The organism is Stutzerimonas sp. R40042 (assembly GCF_026642215.1).
Taxonomy (GTDB): Bacteria; Pseudomonadota; Gammaproteobacteria; order Pseudomonadales; family Pseudomonadaceae; genus Stutzerimonas; species Stutzerimonas frequens.
In genome coordinates, this window is sequence record NZ_CP113258.1 from 3,966,186 (window position 1) to 3,982,792 (window position 16,607).

The 16,607-nt window shown below is 65.7% G+C and carries 13 protein-coding genes and 1 pseudogene; 11 read left to right on the top strand and 3 right to left on the bottom strand.

Annotated features, from left to right (window positions below; genetic code table 11):
* Nucleotide 1: 1 nt before the first annotated feature.
* Together ubiX and mpl are read right to left on the bottom strand one after the other, a co-directional pair.
* Nucleotides 2–631, bottom strand: a complete 630-nt coding sequence (gene ubiX / locus OUY36_RS18730) for a flavin prenyltransferase UbiX (protein ID WP_013984098.1) — start codon at nucleotides 629–631, stop codon at nucleotides 2–4.
* Nucleotides 632–940: 309 nt separating this feature from the next.
* Nucleotides 941–2,290, bottom strand: a complete 1,350-nt coding sequence (gene mpl, locus OUY36_RS18735; protein ID WP_267935529.1) for a UDP-N-acetylmuramate:L-alanyl-gamma-D-glutamyl-meso-diaminopimelate ligase — start codon at nucleotides 2,288–2,290, stop codon at nucleotides 941–943.
* Nucleotides 2,291–2,493: 203 nt separating this feature from the next.
* Here mpl and exaC point away from each other — a divergent pair, with 203 nt between their 5' ends.
* The 4 genes from exaC to eutC all read left to right on the top strand — a co-directional run bounded on the left by exaC (nucleotide 2,494) and on the right by eutC (nucleotide 8,014).
* Nucleotides 2,494–4,014, top strand: a complete 1,521-nt coding sequence (gene exaC / locus OUY36_RS18740; RefSeq protein WP_267935530.1) for an acetaldehyde dehydrogenase ExaC — start codon at nucleotides 2,494–2,496, stop codon at nucleotides 4,012–4,014.
* Nucleotides 4,015–4,213: 199 nt separating this feature from the next.
* Nucleotides 4,214–5,662, top strand: a complete 1,449-nt coding sequence (gene eat / locus OUY36_RS18745; protein ID WP_013984101.1) for an ethanolamine permease — start codon at nucleotides 4,214–4,216, stop codon at nucleotides 5,660–5,662.
* A gap of 11 nt (nucleotides 5,663–5,673) precedes the next feature.
* Nucleotides 5,674–7,065, top strand: coding sequence for an ethanolamine ammonia-lyase subunit EutB (locus OUY36_RS18750; RefSeq protein WP_267935531.1), 1,392 nt, complete (start codon nucleotides 5,674–5,676; stop codon nucleotides 7,063–7,065).
* Between the two features lie 154 nt (nucleotides 7,066–7,219).
* Complete coding sequence (gene eutC / locus OUY36_RS18755) at nucleotides 7,220–8,014, top strand: ethanolamine ammonia-lyase subunit EutC (RefSeq protein WP_267935532.1); 795 nt, start codon at nucleotides 7,220–7,222, stop codon at nucleotides 8,012–8,014.
* Nucleotides 8,015–8,020: 6 nt separating this feature from the next.
* On the opposite strand, the gene OUY36_RS18760 is transcribed toward eutC, so the two are convergent.
* Nucleotides 8,021–9,574, bottom strand: coding sequence for an alkaline phosphatase D family protein (locus tag OUY36_RS18760; RefSeq protein WP_253749955.1), 1,554 nt, complete (start codon nucleotides 9,572–9,574; stop codon nucleotides 8,021–8,023).
* 147 nt (nucleotides 9,575–9,721) lie between these two features.
* Between OUY36_RS18760 and OUY36_RS18765 the strand changes: the two genes are divergently transcribed.
* The 7 genes and pseudogenes from OUY36_RS18765 (at nucleotide 9,722) to OUY36_RS18795 (ending at nucleotide 16,471) form a co-directional block, all read left to right on the top strand.
* On the top strand, nucleotides 9,722–10,534 hold the full coding sequence (locus OUY36_RS18765) for a zinc-dependent peptidase (protein WP_267935533.1): 813 nt from the start codon (nucleotides 9,722–9,724) through the stop codon (nucleotides 10,532–10,534).
* A gap of 107 nt (nucleotides 10,535–10,641) precedes the next feature.
* Entirely contained in the window at nucleotides 10,642–11,169 is a 528-nt protein-coding gene (ppa, locus tag OUY36_RS18770) for an inorganic diphosphatase (protein ID WP_063541497.1), read from the top strand.
* Nucleotides 11,170–11,416: 247 nt separating this feature from the next.
* On the top strand, nucleotides 11,417–12,178 hold the full coding sequence (locus OUY36_RS18775; RefSeq protein ID WP_102838714.1) for a TerC family protein: 762 nt from the start codon (nucleotides 11,417–11,419) through the stop codon (nucleotides 12,176–12,178).
* A 108-nt stretch (nucleotides 12,179–12,286) separates the two neighbouring features.
* A pseudogene (locus OUY36_RS18780) lies at nucleotides 12,287–12,421 on the top strand (chemotaxis protein CheB); the annotation flags it as partial.
* A gap of 142 nt (nucleotides 12,422–12,563) precedes the next feature.
* The gene (locus tag OUY36_RS18785) at nucleotides 12,564–13,499 is read left to right on the top strand and encodes an ABC transporter substrate-binding protein (RefSeq protein ID WP_267935534.1); all 936 of its coding nucleotides are present in this window, start codon (nucleotides 12,564–12,566) and stop codon (nucleotides 13,497–13,499) included.
* On the top strand, nucleotides 13,493–15,883 hold the full coding sequence (locus tag OUY36_RS18790; RefSeq protein WP_267935535.1) for an EAL domain-containing protein: 2,391 nt from the start codon (nucleotides 13,493–13,495) through the stop codon (nucleotides 15,881–15,883). The genes OUY36_RS18785 and OUY36_RS18790 overlap by 7 nt, the downstream gene beginning before the upstream one ends.
* Nucleotides 15,884–15,973: 90 nt before the next feature.
* Nucleotides 15,974–16,471, top strand: coding sequence for an RNA polymerase sigma factor (locus tag OUY36_RS18795; protein WP_156245157.1), 498 nt, complete (start codon nucleotides 15,974–15,976; stop codon nucleotides 16,469–16,471).
* Nucleotides 16,472–16,607 lie beyond the last annotated feature (136 nt).

The following is a 16,607-nucleotide window of genomic DNA, read 5'->3' on the forward strand; positions in this document are numbered from 1 at the left end:
CTCAGTCGTCGCTGACGATATGGTGCTCGCCCCAGCGCGGCAGCATGTCCTGGGGAATGTTGAGCAGGTTGAGGATGCGCGCGACGACGAAATCCACCAGGTCGTCGATGCTTTGCGGCTGGTGATAGAAGCCCGGCGAGGCCGGCAGGATCACCGCGCCCAGGTTCGACAGCTTGAGCATGTTTTCCAGATGAATGCTCGAATAGGGCGCCTCGCGCGGCACCAGGATCAGCTGGCGGCGTTCCTTGAGGGTGACGTCGGCGGCGCGCTCGATCAGGTTGTTGCAGGCGCCGGTGGCGATTGCCGACAGCGTGCCGGTGGAACAGGGCACCACCACCATCGCCGTCGGTGCGCCGGAGCCGGACGCCGGCGGGGCCATCCAGTCCTCCTTGGCGAACACACGGATCTGCCCGGCGGCGGCACCGGTGTACTCGGAGAGGAAGGCCTGCATGGCCTGCGGCTTGGCCGGCAGCACCACGTCGGTCTCGGTGGCCATCACCAGTTGCGCGGCCTTGGAAATCAGGAAGTGCACCTCGCGGTCTTCCTGGATCAGGCAATCGAGCAGGCGCAGACCGTACTGAGCGCCGGAGGCGCCGGTCATGGCCAAGGTGATGCGTTCCGGTCCGCTCATGAATGTGCTCCCAAAGCTGCTGCGCTTGCTTATGCTGCGTTGAAACCTTACTCGAAATGCTCACTTGCACCAGCAAGCTCCGCTGTCTCGCAAGGTTTCGCCTTGCCTAAGCTTCGCTCGCGACGCTTTGAGAACAAATTCACCTGTGCCCGCCACATCGGCAGCCCGGCGCGTGGAAAAGCCTGCGGCGATTTCCACCCTACCTACTGTCATCGTAGGGTGGAAAACCGCGAAGCGTTTTCCACCGTTACATGGCCTTGGCGCTTCGGCCTAACCTTACGCTTGGAAAAGCCTTCGGCGTTTTCCACCCTACGCCAACGCCGCGGCCAGCTTGTTGTGCAGCCCACCGAAACCGCCATTGCTCATCACCACCACCTGGGTGCCCGGCACGGCATCGGCTTTCACCTTGGCGATGATCGCTTCCAGCGAATCGCAGACCGTGGTCGGCACCGGCGAGCCGGCGACCGTCGCGGCGAGATCCCAGCCAAGGTTGGCCGGTGCGTACCAGATCGCCTGATCGGCCAGCGCCACCGACTCGGCAAGGCCCTCGCGGTGCGCGCCGAGCTTCATCGAGTTCGAACGCGGCTCGACCACGGCGATGATCGGCGTATCGCCGACGCGCTTGCGCAGGCCGTCGAGGGTGGTGGCGATGGCGGTCGGGTGATGGGCGAAGTCGTCATAGATGGTCACGCCATTGACCTCGGCGACCTTCTCCATGCGCCGCTTGACGCTACGGAACTCGCTCAGCGCCTCGGCGCCCTGCTTCGGCAGCACGCCGACATGCCGCGCCGCCGCCAGCGTGGCCAGCGCGTTGTTGACGTTGTGCCGGCCGGTCAGCTCCCACTCCACCACGCCCTGCACCTCGCCGTCGAAGATCACTTCGAAGCGCGAGCCGTCGGCGCTGAGCAACCTGGCCTGCCACTGGCCGCCGTCGCCGGTGGTCTGCACCGGTGTCCAGCAGCCCATTTCGATGACGCGCTTGAGCGCCGTTTCCGACTCGGGATGGATGATCAGCCCTTCGCCCGGCACGGTGCGCACCAAATGATGAAACTGCCGCTCGATGGCAGCCAGATCCGGAAAGATGTCTGCGTGATCGAACTCCAGATTGTTCAGGATCGCGGTGCGCGGGCGGTAGTGGACGAACTTGCTGCGCTTGTCGAAGAAGGCGCTGTCGTACTCGTCGGCCTCGACCACGAAGAACGGCGTGCCGCCCAGGCGCGCGGAGATGCCAAAGTTCTGCGGCACGCCACCGATGAGAAACCCCGGACTCATGCCGGCATGTTCCAGCACCCAGGCCAGCATGCTGCTGGTGGTGGTCTTGCCATGGGTACCGGCCGCCGCCAGTACCCAGCGCCCCTGCAGCACATGGTCGGCCAGCCATTGCGGGCCGGAGACATAGGGCAGCCCCTTGTTCAGCACGTATTCCACTGCTGGGTTGCCACGCGACATGGCGTTGCCCACCACCACCAGGTCGGGTGCCGGTTCCAGATGCGCCGGCTCGTAGCCCTGCATCAGCTCGATGCCTTGAGCCTCGAGCTGCGTGCTCATCGGCGGATAGACGTTGGCATCGGAGCCGGTGACGCGATGGCCGAGTTCCTTGGCCAGCACCGCGAGCGAACCCATGAAGGTGCCGCAGATGCCGAGAATATGGATATGCATGGATGACCTCTGCAATGCCCCCGCGCAGCGCCGTCAAGACGCCCCGCTGAAGCTGGGAAATGCGCGGCAGATTAGCACAGCGCTGCAGCGCGAGCGGCGCCCGAGCCTGGCATGCGTGTCATCTCGTTCGCCGGTTCCGGCAAGCTGATCTACGCTGAAACGACCGCCGTTACCTCGACCTTTACAAGAACCGGAGACTCATCATGCGTTACGCCCATCCCGGCAGCGAAGGCGCTGTCGTTTCCTTCAAATCCCGCTACGGCAATTACATCAACGGCCAGTTCGTCGAGCCGGCCGGCGGTCAGTACTTCACCAACCTTTCCCCGGTCAACGGTCAGCCCATCGCCGAGTTTCCGCGCTCCGACGCCGCCGACATCGAAAAGGCGCTGGACGCCGCCCATGCCGCTGCCGATGCCTGGGGCAAGACCAGCGTGCAGGCGCGCTCGCTGATCCTGTTGCAGATCGCCGACCGCATCGAGCAGAACCTGGAGATGCTCGCCATCACCGAGACCTGGGACAACGGCAAGGCGGTGCGCGAGACGCTCAACGCCGATATCCCGCTGGCCGCCGACCACTTCCGCTACTTCGCCGGTTGCATCCGTGCCCAGGAAGGCACCAGCGCCGAGATCGACGAACACACCGCGGCCTACCATTTCCACGAGCCGCTGGGCGTGGTGGGGCAGATCATCCCGTGGAACTTCCCGATCCTGATGGCCGCCTGGAAGCTCGCCCCGGCGCTGGCCGCCGGCAACTGCGTGGTGCTCAAACCGGCCGAGCAGACCCCGCTAGGCATCAACGTGCTGCTCGAATGCATCGGCGACCTGCTGCCGCCGGGGGTGCTCAACGTGGTGCACGGCTACGGCCGGGAAGCCGGCGAAGCACTGGCCTCGAGCAAGCGCATCGCCAAGATCGCCTTCACCGGCTCCACCCCGGTGGGCTCGCACATCATGAAGCGCGCCGCCGAGCACATCATCCCGAGCACCGTGGAGCTGGGCGGCAAGAGCCCGAACATCTACTTCGAGGACATCATGCAGGCCGAACCGTCCTTCATCGAGAAGGCCGCCGAAGGGCTGGTGCTGGGCTTCTTCAACCAGGGCGAGGTGTGCACCTGCCCGTCGCGCGCGCTGGTGCAGGAATCCATCTACGCCCCCTTCATGGAAGCGGTGATGAAGAAGGTCGCGCAGATCAAGCGCGGCGACCCGCTGGACACCGAGACCATGGTCGGCGCCCAGGCCAGCCAGCAGCAGTTCGACAAGATCATGTCCTACCTGGAGATCGCCAAGGGCGAAGGCGCGGAGGTGCTCACCGGCGGCGCAGCGGAGAAGCTCGAAGGCTCTCTCGCCACCGGCTATTACATCCAGCCGACCCTGCTCAAGGGCACCAACCAGATGCGTGTGTTCCAGGAAGAGATCTTCGGCCCGGTGATCGGCGTCACCACCTTCAAGGACGAGGCCGAAGCCCTGGCTATCGCCAACGACACCGAGTACGGCCTCGGCGCTGGCGTCTGGACCCGCGACATCAACCGCGCCTACCGCATGGGCCGGGCGATCAAGGCCGGCCGTGTCTGGACCAACTGCTACCACCTCTACCCGGCGCACGCGGCGTTCGGTGGTTACAAGAAGTCGGGCGTCGGTCGCGAGACGCACAAGATGATCCTCGACAGCTATCAGCAGACCAAGAACCTGCTTGTGAGCTACGACATTAATCCGCTGGGCTTCTTCTGATGGGCTGAGCGCGGTGGGCTTCGGCTCACCGCGCGTTCGAACAAGACACCTGCCGGGCTCCGCCGTGGTGCTGTGGAGCCCGCAAAAGGTGCGTTCCTGCCGACATCCACCGACAAAACACCGGGAATCCCGTATTCCGGTGCCGGGGCATGACGCTTGCTAGGGAGAGAGGTGCCAACCCGTCCAAGAGGATTCCCCCATGGCTCTCGAACACAGCAGTTCAACGCCACCGCACCACGCAATCGATTTCGAAACCGTTGGCAGTAGCTATTTCCAGGAACGCGAACTGAAGAAAGGCGCCGCCGGCTGGGTGCTGCTGGTCGGCCTTGGCGTCGCCTACGTGATTTCCGGCGACTACGCCGGCTGGAACTTCGGCCTCGCCCAGGGCGGCTGGGGCGGGCTGTTCATCGCCACGCTGCTGATGGCGACCATGTACCTGTGCATGTGCTTCTCGCTGGCCGAGCTGTCGTCGATGGTCCCGACCGCGGGCGGCGGCTATGGTTTTGCCCGCACCGCCTTCGGCCCATTGGGCGGCTTTCTCACCGGCACGGCGATCCTCATCGAATACGCCATCGCGCCGGCGGCGATCGCCGTGTTCATCGGCGCCTATTGCGAGTCACTGTTCGGCATCGGCGGCTGGATGATCTATCTGGCCTTCTACATCGTCTTCATCGGCATCCATATCTTCGGCGTCGGCGAGGCGCTGAAGCTGATGTTCATCATCACCGCGGTCGCCGCCCTTGCCCTGGCGGTGTTCATCGTCGCCATGGTGCCGCACTTCTCGGTGGACAAGCTGCTCGATATCGCGCCGACCACCGCTGCCGGTGCCAGCAACTTCCTGCCCTACGGCTACGTCGGCATCTGGGCGGCGATTCCCTACGCGATCTGGTTCTTCCTCGCCGTCGAAGGCGTGCCGCTGGCCGCCGAGGAAACCAAGAACCCGCAGCGCGACATGCCCCGCGGGCTGATCGGCGCCATGCTTATTCTGGTCGCCTTCGCCGGGCTGATCCTCCTGGTCGGCCCTGGCGGCGCCGGCTCCAGCACCCTGGTGGCATCCGGCAACCCGCTGGTGGAAGCGCTGACCACGGCCTACGGCTCGTCCACCTGGATGAGCGGCTTCGTCAACCTGGTCGGCCTGGCCGGGCTGATCGCCAGCTTCTTCTCGATCATCTTCGCCTACTCGCGGCAGATCTTTGCCCTGTCGCGGGCCGGCTACCTGCCGCGCAACCTCTCGCTGACCAACAAGAACAAGGCGCCGGTGCTGGCCCTGGTAATCCCTGGCGTGATCGGCTTCCTGCTGTCGCTGACCGGCCAGGGCGATCTGCTGATCCTCGTCGCGGTGTTCGGCGCGACCATTTCCTACGTGTTGATGATGGCCTCGCACATCGTGCTGCGCCTGCGCCGGCCGGATCTGCATCGCCCGTACAGGACACCCGGCGGCATCGTCACCTCGGGCGTGGCGCTGGTACTGGCCTGCATCGCGGTCATCGCAGGCTTCCTGGTCGACCCGCGGGTGGTGATCGGCGCCGCGATCATCTACGGGATCTTCATCGCCTATTTCGCGATCTACAGTCGACACCATCTGGTGGCCGGCACGCCGGAAGAGGAATTCGCGGCGATCGAGCAGGCCGAGGCGACACTCAAGTAGGGAGAGCAGCCATGACGTACTCGCACAGCGTGGGCGGCACCACCTGGCGCTTCGACGATCTGCGCGAGGTGATGGCCAAGGCCAGCCCGGCGCGCTCCGGCGACCTGCTCGCCGGGGTCGCGGCGGGCAGCGACGCCGAGCGAGTGGCGGCGCAGATGTGCCTGGCCGATGTGCCGCTCAGGCGTTTTCTCGAAGATGCACTGATTCCCTACGAAAGCGATGAAGTGACTCGGCTGATCATCGACAGCCATGACGCCGCGGCTTTCGCCCCGGTCAGCCATCTGACCGTGGGCGATTTCCGCAACTGGCTGCTCGGCGATGATGCCGACGAATCATCGCTGAAAGCCCTCGCACCAGGGCTGACGCCGGAGATGGTCGCCGCGGTGTCGAAGATCATGCGCGTGCAGGACCTGATCCTCGTCGCGCAGAAGGTCCGCGTCGTCACCCGCTTTCGCAACAGCATCGGCCTGGCCGGACGCATGTCCACCCGGCTGCAGCCGAACCATCCCACCGACGACGGCGCCGGCATCGCCGCGAGCATTCTCGACGGCCTGCTCTACGGCAACGGCGACGCGGTGATCGGCATCAACCCGGCCACCGACAGCACCGCCGGCATCTGCGAGCTGCTGAAGATGCTCGACGCGGTGATCAGCCGCTACGAGATCCCGACCCAGGGTTGCATCCTCACCCACGTCACCACCTCCATCGAGGCGATCAATCGCGGCGCGCCGCTGGACCTGGTGTTCCAGTCCATCGCCGGCACCGAGGCGGCCAATGCCAGCTTCGGCATCAACCTGGCAACGCTGCAGGAAGGCTACGAGGCCGGCCTGTCGCAGAAGCGCGGCACCCTCGGCGACAACCTCATGTATTTCGAGACCGGCCAGGGCAGCGCGCTCTCGGCCAACGCCCATCACGGCGTCGATCAGCAGACCTGCGAAGCCCGCGCCTACGCCGTCGCACGCCGCTACAAGCCGCTGCTGGTGAACACCGTGGTCGGCTTCATCGGCCCGGAATACCTCTACAACGGCAAGCAGATCATCCGCGCCGGGCTGGAGGACCACTTCTGCGGCAAGCTGCTCGGCGTGCCCATGGGTTGCGACATCTGCTACACCAACCACGCCGAAGCCGACCAGGACGACATGGACATGCTGTTGACCCTGCTCGGCACGGCGGGCATCAACTTCATCATGGGCATCCCGGGCTCGGACGACGTGATGCTCAACTACCAGACCACCTCCTTCCACGACGCCCTCTACGTGCGTCAGGTACTTGGCCTGCGGCCCGCACCGGAATTCGAGGAATGGCTGGCGAAGATGCAGATCTTCCGGCAGGACGGCAATCGCCTGCAGCTAGGCCGCGAGCTGCCCGAGCCGTTCCGCCGGGCGCTGGAGCAGCAGGCATGAAGCGCTGCCCCATTCGCCGCCAGCAGCGTGGAAAACGCTGCGCGGTTTTCCACCCTACGCCGAAGCTATCACCCGGCCCAGTAGGGTGGAAAACGACCGCAGGTCTTTTCCACGCGTCTGTTCACGCGCCTGACCGCCACGCTCCGAGGTAGCCATGCCCGACCGCTCGCCCACCATCGAAAATCCGTGGCAGCACCTGCGCCAGCTGACCCCGGCACGCATCGCCCTTGGCCGTGCCGGCACCAGTCTGCCGACGGTGGCGCAACTGGATTTCCAGTTCGCCCACGCGCAGGCCCGTGATGCCGTGCACCTGCCGCTGGACTGCGAAGCGCTGACCGCCGAGCTGGACAAGTACGGCCTCGCCTGCCTGCCGCTACACAGCGCCGCCAGCGACCGCCAGACCTATCTGCAACGCCCTGACCTCGGCCGACGCCTGGACGAAGCCAGCGCCGCCACGCTCGACGCCGAGGCCGGCGAGGGCTGCGACCTGGCGCTGGTGATCGCCGATGGCCTCTCGGCCCTGGCCGTGCAGCGTCATGCGGCACCCATGGCACTGAAGATCGCCGAACAATGCCAGGCCGAAGGCTGGTCCCTCGGTCCCGTCGCGCTGGTGGAACAGGGCCGCGTGGCGGTGGCCGACGAGATCGGTCAGCGCCTCAAGGCGCGCATGGTGGTGATCCTGCTCGGGGAGCGACCGGGCCTCAGCTCGCCGGACAGCCTGGGCCTGTACTTCACCTGGGCACCGCAGGTCGGCCGGCACGATGCGCAGCGCAACTGCATTTCCAACATCCGCCCCGAGGGGCTGAGCTACAACCTGGCCGCGCACCGCCTGCTCTATCTGATGCGCGAAGCCAGCCGCCGGCAGCTCTCAGGCGTCCAGCTCAAGGACGAAGCCGACGTGCCGGCGCTGGACGGTCAGCCGCGCGCCGGCAACTTCCTGCTCGGCTGAGCCGCCTCAGGCCCGCTGCCAGGGCTCCAGCGTCTGGCTGTAGACCACCGCGCCGTCGATGTCGCGCAGGCTCACGCTCAGCGCACCGCTCTGGGCGTCGATCTCCACCTCGCCGAAGAACTGGAAGCCCGCCCGCGGCGAGCTGTTTGGCGTAGGCGCCGCCTTCTGAAACACCACCTCCGGGCCGAAGGTGCCGTCCAGCGGATTCGGCCCGAAGCTGCCGGCGTTCAAGGGTCCTGCGACGAACTCCCAGAACGGCTCGAAACGCTGATAGGCAGCGCGATTGGGGTGATAGTGGTGCGCTGCGCAATAATGCACATCCGCCGTCAGCCAGACGGTATTGCGCACCCGCGCACGTTGGATGAAGGTCAGCAGGTCGGCGATTTCCAGCTCGCGGCCCAACGCCTCGCCGTCGTTGCCATTGGCGATTGCCTCCCAGCGCGGACCGTCCGGTACGTGCAGGCCGATCGGCATGTCGGCGGCGATCACTTTCCAGGTTGCGCGCGAGGCCCGCAGCTCGCGCTTGAGCCAGCGCAGCTGCTCGCGGCCGAGGAACGCCGTGTCGGCGCCCTGCTCCGCCTGCAGGTTGTGGGTGTTGGGCCCGCGATAGCTGCGCATATCCAGCACGAACACGTCCAGCAACGGGCCGTAGCTGACCTTGCGGTAGATGCGCCCGAGCTTGTCGCCACGGGCCACGCGCATCGGCGCGTACTCCAGGTAGGCCTGGCGCGCACGGCGGACCAGGGTGTCGATGTCGCGCACCTGCTGATAGCGATCGTCCAGCTCCTTGCTCGGCGACCAGTTGTTGGTCACCTCGTGATCGTCCCACTGCCAGATCTGCGGCACCTCGGCGTTGAAGGCCCGCAGGTTCTCATCCAGCAGGTTGTAGCGGTAGTTGCCGCGAAACTCATTGAGCGTCTCGGCAACCTTGCTCTTCTCTTCGGTGACCAGGTTGCGCCAGACGCTGCCGTCCTCAGCGGTCACTTCGGCGGGAATCGGCCCATCGGCATAGATCACGTCGCCGCTGTGCAGGAAGAAGTCCGGCCGGCGCATGCGCATGCTTTCGTAGATGCGCATGCCGCCGAAGTCCGGGTTGATGCCATAGCCCTGGCCGCAGGTATCGCCACCCCAGACGAAACGGATATTGCGCGGGCGCGTCGGTGCGCTGCGCAGGTGGCCGAACCAGGGCTCGCTGAGCACGCCGCTGCGGGCGTCCTCGAAGCGCGCGCGGTAGAAGATCGACTGATCCGCCGGCAGCCCGCGCAGATCGACGCGGGCGGTGAAGTCCTGACCGGCATCGGTGATGGACGACAGCATGCGCCGCGGATTGCCGAAACGGCTGCGCGTATCCCACTCGACGACCAGTCGCCCGGGCCTGTCGCAGCGGCTCCAGATCAATGCGCGGCCGTCCGTCACGTCGCCGGACTGCACACCGTCGAGCATCTGCGGGCGCGCCCGCGGCGCGGCGATGATGGCAGGCGCAATGCCCAGGGCCGGCAGGGCGATGCCGGCGCCGATGCCCTGCAGCAGCTGACGGCGTTTCTGATCCGGTGCGGTCATCTGAGGTCTCCTTGCGAGTGGGTGGTTCTCCTGATGTAGCCGGCCCGCTTGACAGTCCCATGACGCACCGACCGACGGTACTTCACTGCTTGTCGCATCCCGCAGCCACGCTTAATGTGGGCGCCCACTTCGCTGGAGCCTCCGTCCATGTGGTCCTTCCGCGCCTGGCAGCGCAAACGCGTCCTTGCCCGCAACCCGGTCGCGCCTGAGCTGTGGCAGCAGGTACTCGACAGCCTGCCGATACTCGATGGCCTGAGCGATGACGAGCTGGATCGTCTGCGTGAGCGCGCCGTGCTGTTCCTGCACGACAAGCGCCTGACACCGCTGGCCGGCGTCGAGCTGCAACCCCAGGACCGCCTGCGCCTGGCGCTGCAGGCGCAACTGCCCCTGCTGCACCTGGCGGACCTCGGCTGGTACCACGGCTTCCACGAGATCGTGATCTACCCCGATGATTTCCTCAGCCCGCAGAAGCACCGCGACGCTGCCGGCGTCGAGCATGAATGGGACGCCGAGCACAGCGGCGAAGCCTGGTTGCAGGGTCCGGTGATCCTGGCCTGGCCTGGCGTGCAGCAGAGTGGCGGCTGGGAAGCCTACAACCTGGTGATCCACGAGCTGGCGCACAAGCTGGACATGCTCAACGGCGATGCCAACGGCCTGCCGCCGCTGCACCGGCAGATGCGCATCGACGCCTGGGCCAGCGCCATGCAGCGGGCCTACGACGAGCTCGATCGCACGCTCGACGCCGACCCGGATGCCGAGACGCCGATCGACCCCTACGCCGCCGAGAACCCGGCAGAGTTCTTCGCCGTTACCAGCGAGTACTTCTTCAGCGCACCGGACGTGCTGCAGCAAGCCTTTCCCGAGGTCTATGCGCAGCTGGCGGAGTTCTACCGGCAGGACCCGCTGGCGCGCCTGCAACGCCTGCAGGCCGAACACCCTGCCTACCGGGAACCTGCGTAGCCCGGGCGCGTCGAAGCCGGCGTGCATTGCACGCGACATTGCGCCTATAATCGCGCCCACTTTTTTCCGCCCCCAGGCCGCGCTGGCCGATCAGGAGCCCATCGTTCATGAGCTACAGCAAAGTCCCGGCTGGCAAAGACCTGCCGAACGACATCTACGTCGCCATCGAGATCCCGGCCAACCATGCGCCGATCAAGTACGAAATCGATCACGACACCGACTGCCTGTTCGTCGACCGCTTCATGGCCACCCCGATGTTCTACCCGGCCAACTACGGTTTCATCCCGCACACCCTGGCCGATGACGGCGACCCCCTCGACGTGCTGGTCGTGACCCCCTACCCGGTTGCCCCGGGCTCGGTCATCCGCTGCCGTCCGGTCGGCGTGCTGAACATGACCGACGAAGCCGGCGGTGACGCCAAGCTGATCGCCGTCCCGCACGACAAGCTGACCCAGCTGTACAAGGACGTGAAGGAATACACCGACCTGCCACCGCTGCTGATCGAGCAGATCAAGCACTTCTTCGAGAACTACAAGGATCTCGAGAAGGGCAAGTGGGTCAAGGTCGAAGGCTGGGAAGGCGCCGACGCCGCCCGTGCCGCAATCACCAAGGCGGTTGCGGCTTACCAAAAATAAGCCAACGCCACCCCCTGAAAGCCGGCCACAAGCCGGCTTTTTAATGCCTGCAATTCGGCACGCTTTCCTCTGGCTACGTCCCGTTCCCACGGCGCTCGCCGCCGCAGTTCTGTCGGCTCCCAAGTCGGGAACGACTTGATACAAATCAGCCTCTCAATCTGCATCGCTACGAACAGCGTTATCGCTAAGATTCGCCGCCCCGTGCAGCTGCGCGCGGAGGCTGACTGCCACCAGCCCGAGATTTCCGATGGAATCGCTCATCCAGCTTTTTTCCGAACCCACCACCTGGGTGGCCCTGGCCACGCTGATCACCATGGAGGTGGTACTCGGCATCGATAACCTGATCTTCATTTCGATCCTGACCAACAAGCTGCCGGAGCAGCATCGTGAACGGGCCAGACGCATCGGCATCGGCCTGGCCCTGATCATGCGCCTGGGCCTGCTGGGGACCGTGGCCTGGATCGTCCAGTTGACCGAGCCGGTCTTCGAGGCGTTCGGCCATGCCTTCTCCTGGAAGGACATGATCCTGATCGCCGGCGGCCTGTTCCTGCTGTGGAAGGCGACCAAGGAAATCCACCACAGCATGGACCCGACGCCGGGCGGCGACATGTTCGAGGGCAAGTCGGTCGGCAACGCGGTCACCATGGGCTTCGGCTCGGCAATCGCGCAGATCCTGCTGCTGGACCTGGTGTTTTCCATCGACAGCATCATCACCGCCGTCGGCATGACCGACCATGTGGCCATCATGGTGGTCGCGGTAATCGTTGCGGTGACCGTGATGCTGGTGGCGGCCAACCCGCTCGCCAAGTTCATCAACGACAACCCGACAGTGGTCATGCTGGCCCTGGGGTTCCTGCTGATGATCGGCATGACCCTGATCGCCGAAGGCTTCGGCGCCCACGTGCCGAAAGGCTACGTCTATGCCGCCATGGCGTTCTCGGCGGGCATCGAGGTGCTGAACATGCTGGCGCGACGGGCCAAGCGCAAGCAGCTCGAAGGGGCACGCTGACGGCTGTCTAGGTGCCGGTGAGCCGGGCACTGCTCGGCTCTCCTACCCGGCACCACCGTCTGGACGGTTCTGCGGCGCCCGAGCGAGCGAGCACCTGCACGCCGGCCCCAGGACGAAGCCAGCTGCGTGGTTTTCGGCATGCCCAAGGAGGCCCTGCAGATCGGCGCCGCACAGAGCACCGAGGCCCTGGAAAACCTGCCCAGGTTGATCACCGACTATGCCCGTGCCACTTGCCGGAGTTGAGCACGGTGCCGCTGCAGACGAGCGGCGCTGATGCGATTCAGCGCACCGCCGATACGTCGTGCCTATATCCCCTGCTTTCGAAGGGATTCCCGTGACCGCACGGTTTCGCTATGGTGGCTAACAGGTATCACGGAGTGATCGCATGGTTCGGGGCTCAATCCTCTTGCTGTTGTTTGTCGCCTTGCTCGGCTGCCAGCCCGAATCGGAGTCGATCCGTATCGGCAGCAACCGCTGGCTTGGCTATGCGCCGATCTATCTGGCGGACGATCTGGGCTGGACTGCCCCCAGCGGCATTCGTCTAGTGGAATACCCGAACACCACAGGTGTGCTGCGCGGCTTTCGCAACGGCATGCTGGACGCCGCCATGCTCACCCTCGACGAAACGCTGCTGCTGCAGGACAGCGCGGCGGAGCTCGACCTGGAGATCATTCTGGTCACCAACGTCTCAGCTGGCGCCGATGCGCTGTTCGCCCGCGCGCCGCTGAGCAACCTCAAGGACTTGGCCGGCCAGCGCATTGGCGTGGAGAACACTGCGCTGGGCGCCTACTTCCTTTCCCGCGTGCTGGATCAGGCCGGGCTGCGGATCGACGATCTGCAGGTGGTCAGCCTGCCAGTGCATGAGCAGACCGCCGCCTTCGCCGCCGGCGATGTCGACGCTGTCATCACCTTTGCTTCGGAGGGCCCGGCGCTGGAAAGCAAGGGCGCCCGGCGCATCTTCGACAGCCGCCGGCTGCCGGGCGAGATCGTCGACGTCCTGGTGGTCGACCGGCAACGCGTCACCCGCGAGCAGCGCCGGCGCCTCCGGGCCCTCTGGTTCGATGCGCTGCGCACCTGGCAGGACAATCGCGGCGAAACCGATCCACGCCTGCATGCGCGCCTCGGCCTGACGCCGATGGCACTGCAGGTCACCCTCGACGGCTTGTTGATGGGTGATCGCGCCGTCAACCGTGGGTGGTTCGACGAGGGCCAGTTGCAGCAGAGCATCGGCCAGCTCAGCCAGTATCTGCGCGAACGCCGGCTGCTCAACGGTTCGAGCCCGGTCAATCTGATCGCTCGCTGCGAGGGCCCAACATGCTGACAAGTTTGTCGCTGCGTCGATCAATGCCCCTGCTGCTGGGCATCTTCGGTCTGCTGTTCACGGTCATGCTGACCGCCTGGCACCTGCCGACCCGTATCGAGGAAAACCTCGCCGGCTGGCGCAACCACACCTCGCAGCATCTTGCCCTGCTGCAGAGCAGCCTGAGCGATCATCGCCGCCTCGGCCGCAACGCCGAGCTGGAGACCGAGCTGGCCGATCTGGCCAGCCTGGAAGGCGTGCGCTGGGCGATGGTGATCGACCGTGGGCTACAGGTGATCGCCACGACCCAGCTGGGTCTGTCCCCCGAGCGCCTGACGCTGATCGATGCCGGCGAACTCGCCAAACAGGTGCACGGCGGCCGCGCGGGCTGGTTCGGCGAAGGCTCCAGGCAGCTGGCGATCTACCCGCTGGACCGCGTCGCCCAGGACGGCACGCCGCTGCGCGAAGCGCTGCTGGTGGAGTACGACTTCGCGCCGATGCTGGCGCAGACCAAGCGCGAGGCCTGGTTCTACCTCGTGCAAACGCTGGCCCTGCTGTTGTTGCTTGGCGTGATCCTCAACCGCCTCTATGGCCGCCTGCTGACGCGCCGCCTGGCCCGCATCGACCAGGCCGCACGCCAGTTCGCCATCGATCAGCAACCGCAGAACCTGTCGGTCGGCGGCCGCGACGAGATCGGCCGGCTGGCCAGAACCCTCAATCGGATGATGAACCAGCTGCACGAGCGCCAGCTGGCGCTCAGCGAAAGCGAGCAGCTTTTCCGCGACCTGGTGGACACCGCGCCGATCGGCATGCTGGTGGTCGACCGCGAGCTGCGCGTGCTGCAGGCCAACCCTGCGGCGGCAGCGCTGTTCGGCTGTACCCCGGCGGAGCTGCTGGGCAACCTGCCGGGTGATCGTCTGCTGGAAAGCGACGCCACCACCCGGCTGCTGAGCACCCCGGCGAACACGCCGCTGGAGCTGACCGGTCGCCGTCATGATCGGGAGGTGCCGCTGGAGATCAGCTGCACGCCATTCCAGCGCTACGGCGTTCGCCATTTCCTCGTGCTGCTGCGCGACATCAGCGACCGCCTGCGCGCCGAACAGCGCCTGCGTTTTCTCGCCCACTTCGATCCGCTGACGCAGCTGGCCAATCGCAACTACCTGGTGCAGCGCCTCGAACAGTTGCTCGCGGCGCGCCTGCCGCTGACACTGCTCTACCTCGACCTGGACCACTTCAAGCGCATCAACGACAGCCTCGGCCATGAGATCGGCGACAAGCTGCTGGTGCAGATCGGCGACCGCCTGGGCCGGCTGATGCCCGAGCATGCGCTGCTGTCACGCAGCGGCGGCGACGAATTCATGCTGCTGCTCGACGGCAGCGACCACGCCCGCGCCGAGCAGCTGGCCCAGTGCATCATCGAAGGCTTCCAGCCGCCGGTACGCATCGGCCAGTACGAGTGCTACGTCAGCCCGAGCATCGGCGTTGCCATCAGCGACGGCCGGCACAGTGCCAGCGACCTGCTCAGGCAGGTGGACCTGGCGCTGTATTCGGCCAAGGACGCGGGGCGCAACTGCACGGTCATCTACAACGAATCCCTAAGCGAAGCCGCCGCGCAACGCCATGAACTGGAGCAGGCGCTGCGCCGCGCACTGGATCACGACGAGTTCGTGCTCCACTACCAGCCGCAGGTCAACGCCCAGGGTGAACCGGAAGTCATGGAGGCCCTGCTGCGCTGGAACTCGCCGGAGCGAGGCCTGGTGCCGCCCGGGGTGTTCATCCCGGTGCTGGAAGACAGCGGCATGATCATCGAGGCGACCCGCTGGGTGTTTCGCGAAGCCTGCCGCCAGGCTTGTCGCTGGCACGCCATGGGGCATGCACTGCGCATTGCGGTCAACCTCTCGCCACTGGACTTCCGCCAGGCGGATCTGGCCGGCAGCCTGCTGGCAATTCTCGAAGAAGAAGGAGCATCGGCGAGCATGCTGGAATTGGAGGTCACCGAGAGTGCGCTGCTCGAAGCCGACGAGCATGTCCAGCAGACCCTCGGCCGCCTGAAGGCCGCCGGGCTGCCGCTGCTGCTCGACGACTTCGGCACCGGCTATGCCTCGCTGACCTATCTGCAACGCTTCCGCTTCGATGGCATCAAGATCGATCGCGAATTCGTCAGCGGACTACCGGATAGCGAGCAGTCCGTCGCGCTGGTGCGAGGCATCCTCACCATGGCCAGTCACCTCGGCCTGCACGTGGTCGCCGAAGGCGTGGAGAACGAGCGCCAGGCGGCTTTTCTGCGCCTCAACGGCTGCCCCAGCCTGCAGGGTTTCCACTACGCACGGCCGCTACCCGCCGCCCAATGCCGCCTGCATCATGGCAACCGGCCGATCACCCTGCAGCTGCCGCTGGACGGCTGATTCGCCGGCCGGCGTGCCAGCATTAAGCCTGCAATTGCGAACAGTTCGCATCTGGGATAGTTTCGTTGCCCCTCTCGGTGGCACGCTCCCATGCGCGAAAACAACAAGATTCCCGACGCCTGTCTGCAATGCTATGTCCATCACCGCCAACGGCTGGTGGCCCATCTGACGCGTCTCGGCGGCTGCCGTGCGCTGGCCGAGGACCTGGCTCAGGATGCCTGGCTGAAACTGGCGCAGGTCATGCCCGAGCAGAGTCTCGATAATCCAAAGGCCTATCTCTTTCGCATCGCCACCAATCTCTTGCGCGATGCCCTGCGCCATCGCGCGCTTGTCGGTGCTGGCGACGAGGCACCGCTGGAACTGATCGAGGCCGTGCAGGCCGACCCCTGCGGGCTGGTGGAACACCAGTGTGCGCTGCGATGCGTCCTGCGCCAGCTCGACGACTTGCCGCCACGCTGTCGCCAGGTGTTCGAACTGGCCCGGCTGGAAGGTCTCAGCCAGGCCGCGATCGCCGAGCGTCTGGGCATTTCGGTGAACACCGTGATCGCACAGCTGGCCAAGGCGCGCCAGCGGCTGGAGCGCCCGTAATTTTTTTCTTCGACACCGTAATGGTTTTTCCGCGCTGATTCGTCTTGCCTGTGCCCTTGCGCAATTGAGAGTTATTCTCGATTAACCGGCATCCTCGCAGATGCTTTCGTGCGGTCCAGCCGCCAGACAAGAAACC

What these genes read in the sequence shown, in the direction of transcription:
- OUY36_RS18760 (WP_253749955.1), bottom strand. Translation starts at nt 9,574, where the DNA reads ATGACCGCACCGGATCAGAAACGCCGTCAGCTGCTGCAGGGCATCGGC.
- OUY36_RS18790 (WP_267935535.1), top strand. Translation starts at nt 13,493, where the DNA reads ATGCTGACAAGTTTGTCGCTGCGTCGATCAATGCCCCTGCTGCTGGGC.
- exaC (WP_267935530.1), top strand. Translation starts at nt 2,494, where the DNA reads ATGCGTTACGCCCATCCCGGCAGCGAAGGCGCTGTCGTTTCCTTCAAA.
- mpl (WP_267935529.1), bottom strand. Translation starts at nt 2,290, where the DNA reads ATGCATATCCATATTCTCGGCATCTGCGGCACCTTCATGGGTTCGCTC.
- OUY36_RS18765 (WP_267935533.1), top strand. Translation starts at nt 9,722, where the DNA reads ATGTGGTCCTTCCGCGCCTGGCAGCGCAAACGCGTCCTTGCCCGCAAC.
- ppa (WP_063541497.1), top strand. Translation starts at nt 10,642, where the DNA reads ATGAGCTACAGCAAAGTCCCGGCTGGCAAAGACCTGCCGAACGACATC.
- ubiX (WP_013984098.1), bottom strand. Translation starts at nt 631, where the DNA reads ATGAGCGGACCGGAACGCATCACCTTGGCCATGACCGGCGCCTCCGGC.
- eutC (WP_267935532.1), top strand. Translation starts at nt 7,220, where the DNA reads ATGCCCGACCGCTCGCCCACCATCGAAAATCCGTGGCAGCACCTGCGC.
- OUY36_RS18775 (WP_102838714.1), top strand. Translation starts at nt 11,417, where the DNA reads ATGGAATCGCTCATCCAGCTTTTTTCCGAACCCACCACCTGGGTGGCC.
- OUY36_RS18785 (WP_267935534.1), top strand. Translation starts at nt 12,564, where the DNA reads ATGGTTCGGGGCTCAATCCTCTTGCTGTTGTTTGTCGCCTTGCTCGGC.
- OUY36_RS18795 (WP_156245157.1), top strand. Translation starts at nt 15,974, where the DNA reads ATGCGCGAAAACAACAAGATTCCCGACGCCTGTCTGCAATGCTATGTC.
- eat (WP_013984101.1), top strand. Translation starts at nt 4,214, where the DNA reads ATGGCTCTCGAACACAGCAGTTCAACGCCACCGCACCACGCAATCGAT.
- OUY36_RS18750 (WP_267935531.1), top strand. Translation starts at nt 5,674, where the DNA reads ATGACGTACTCGCACAGCGTGGGCGGCACCACCTGGCGCTTCGACGAT.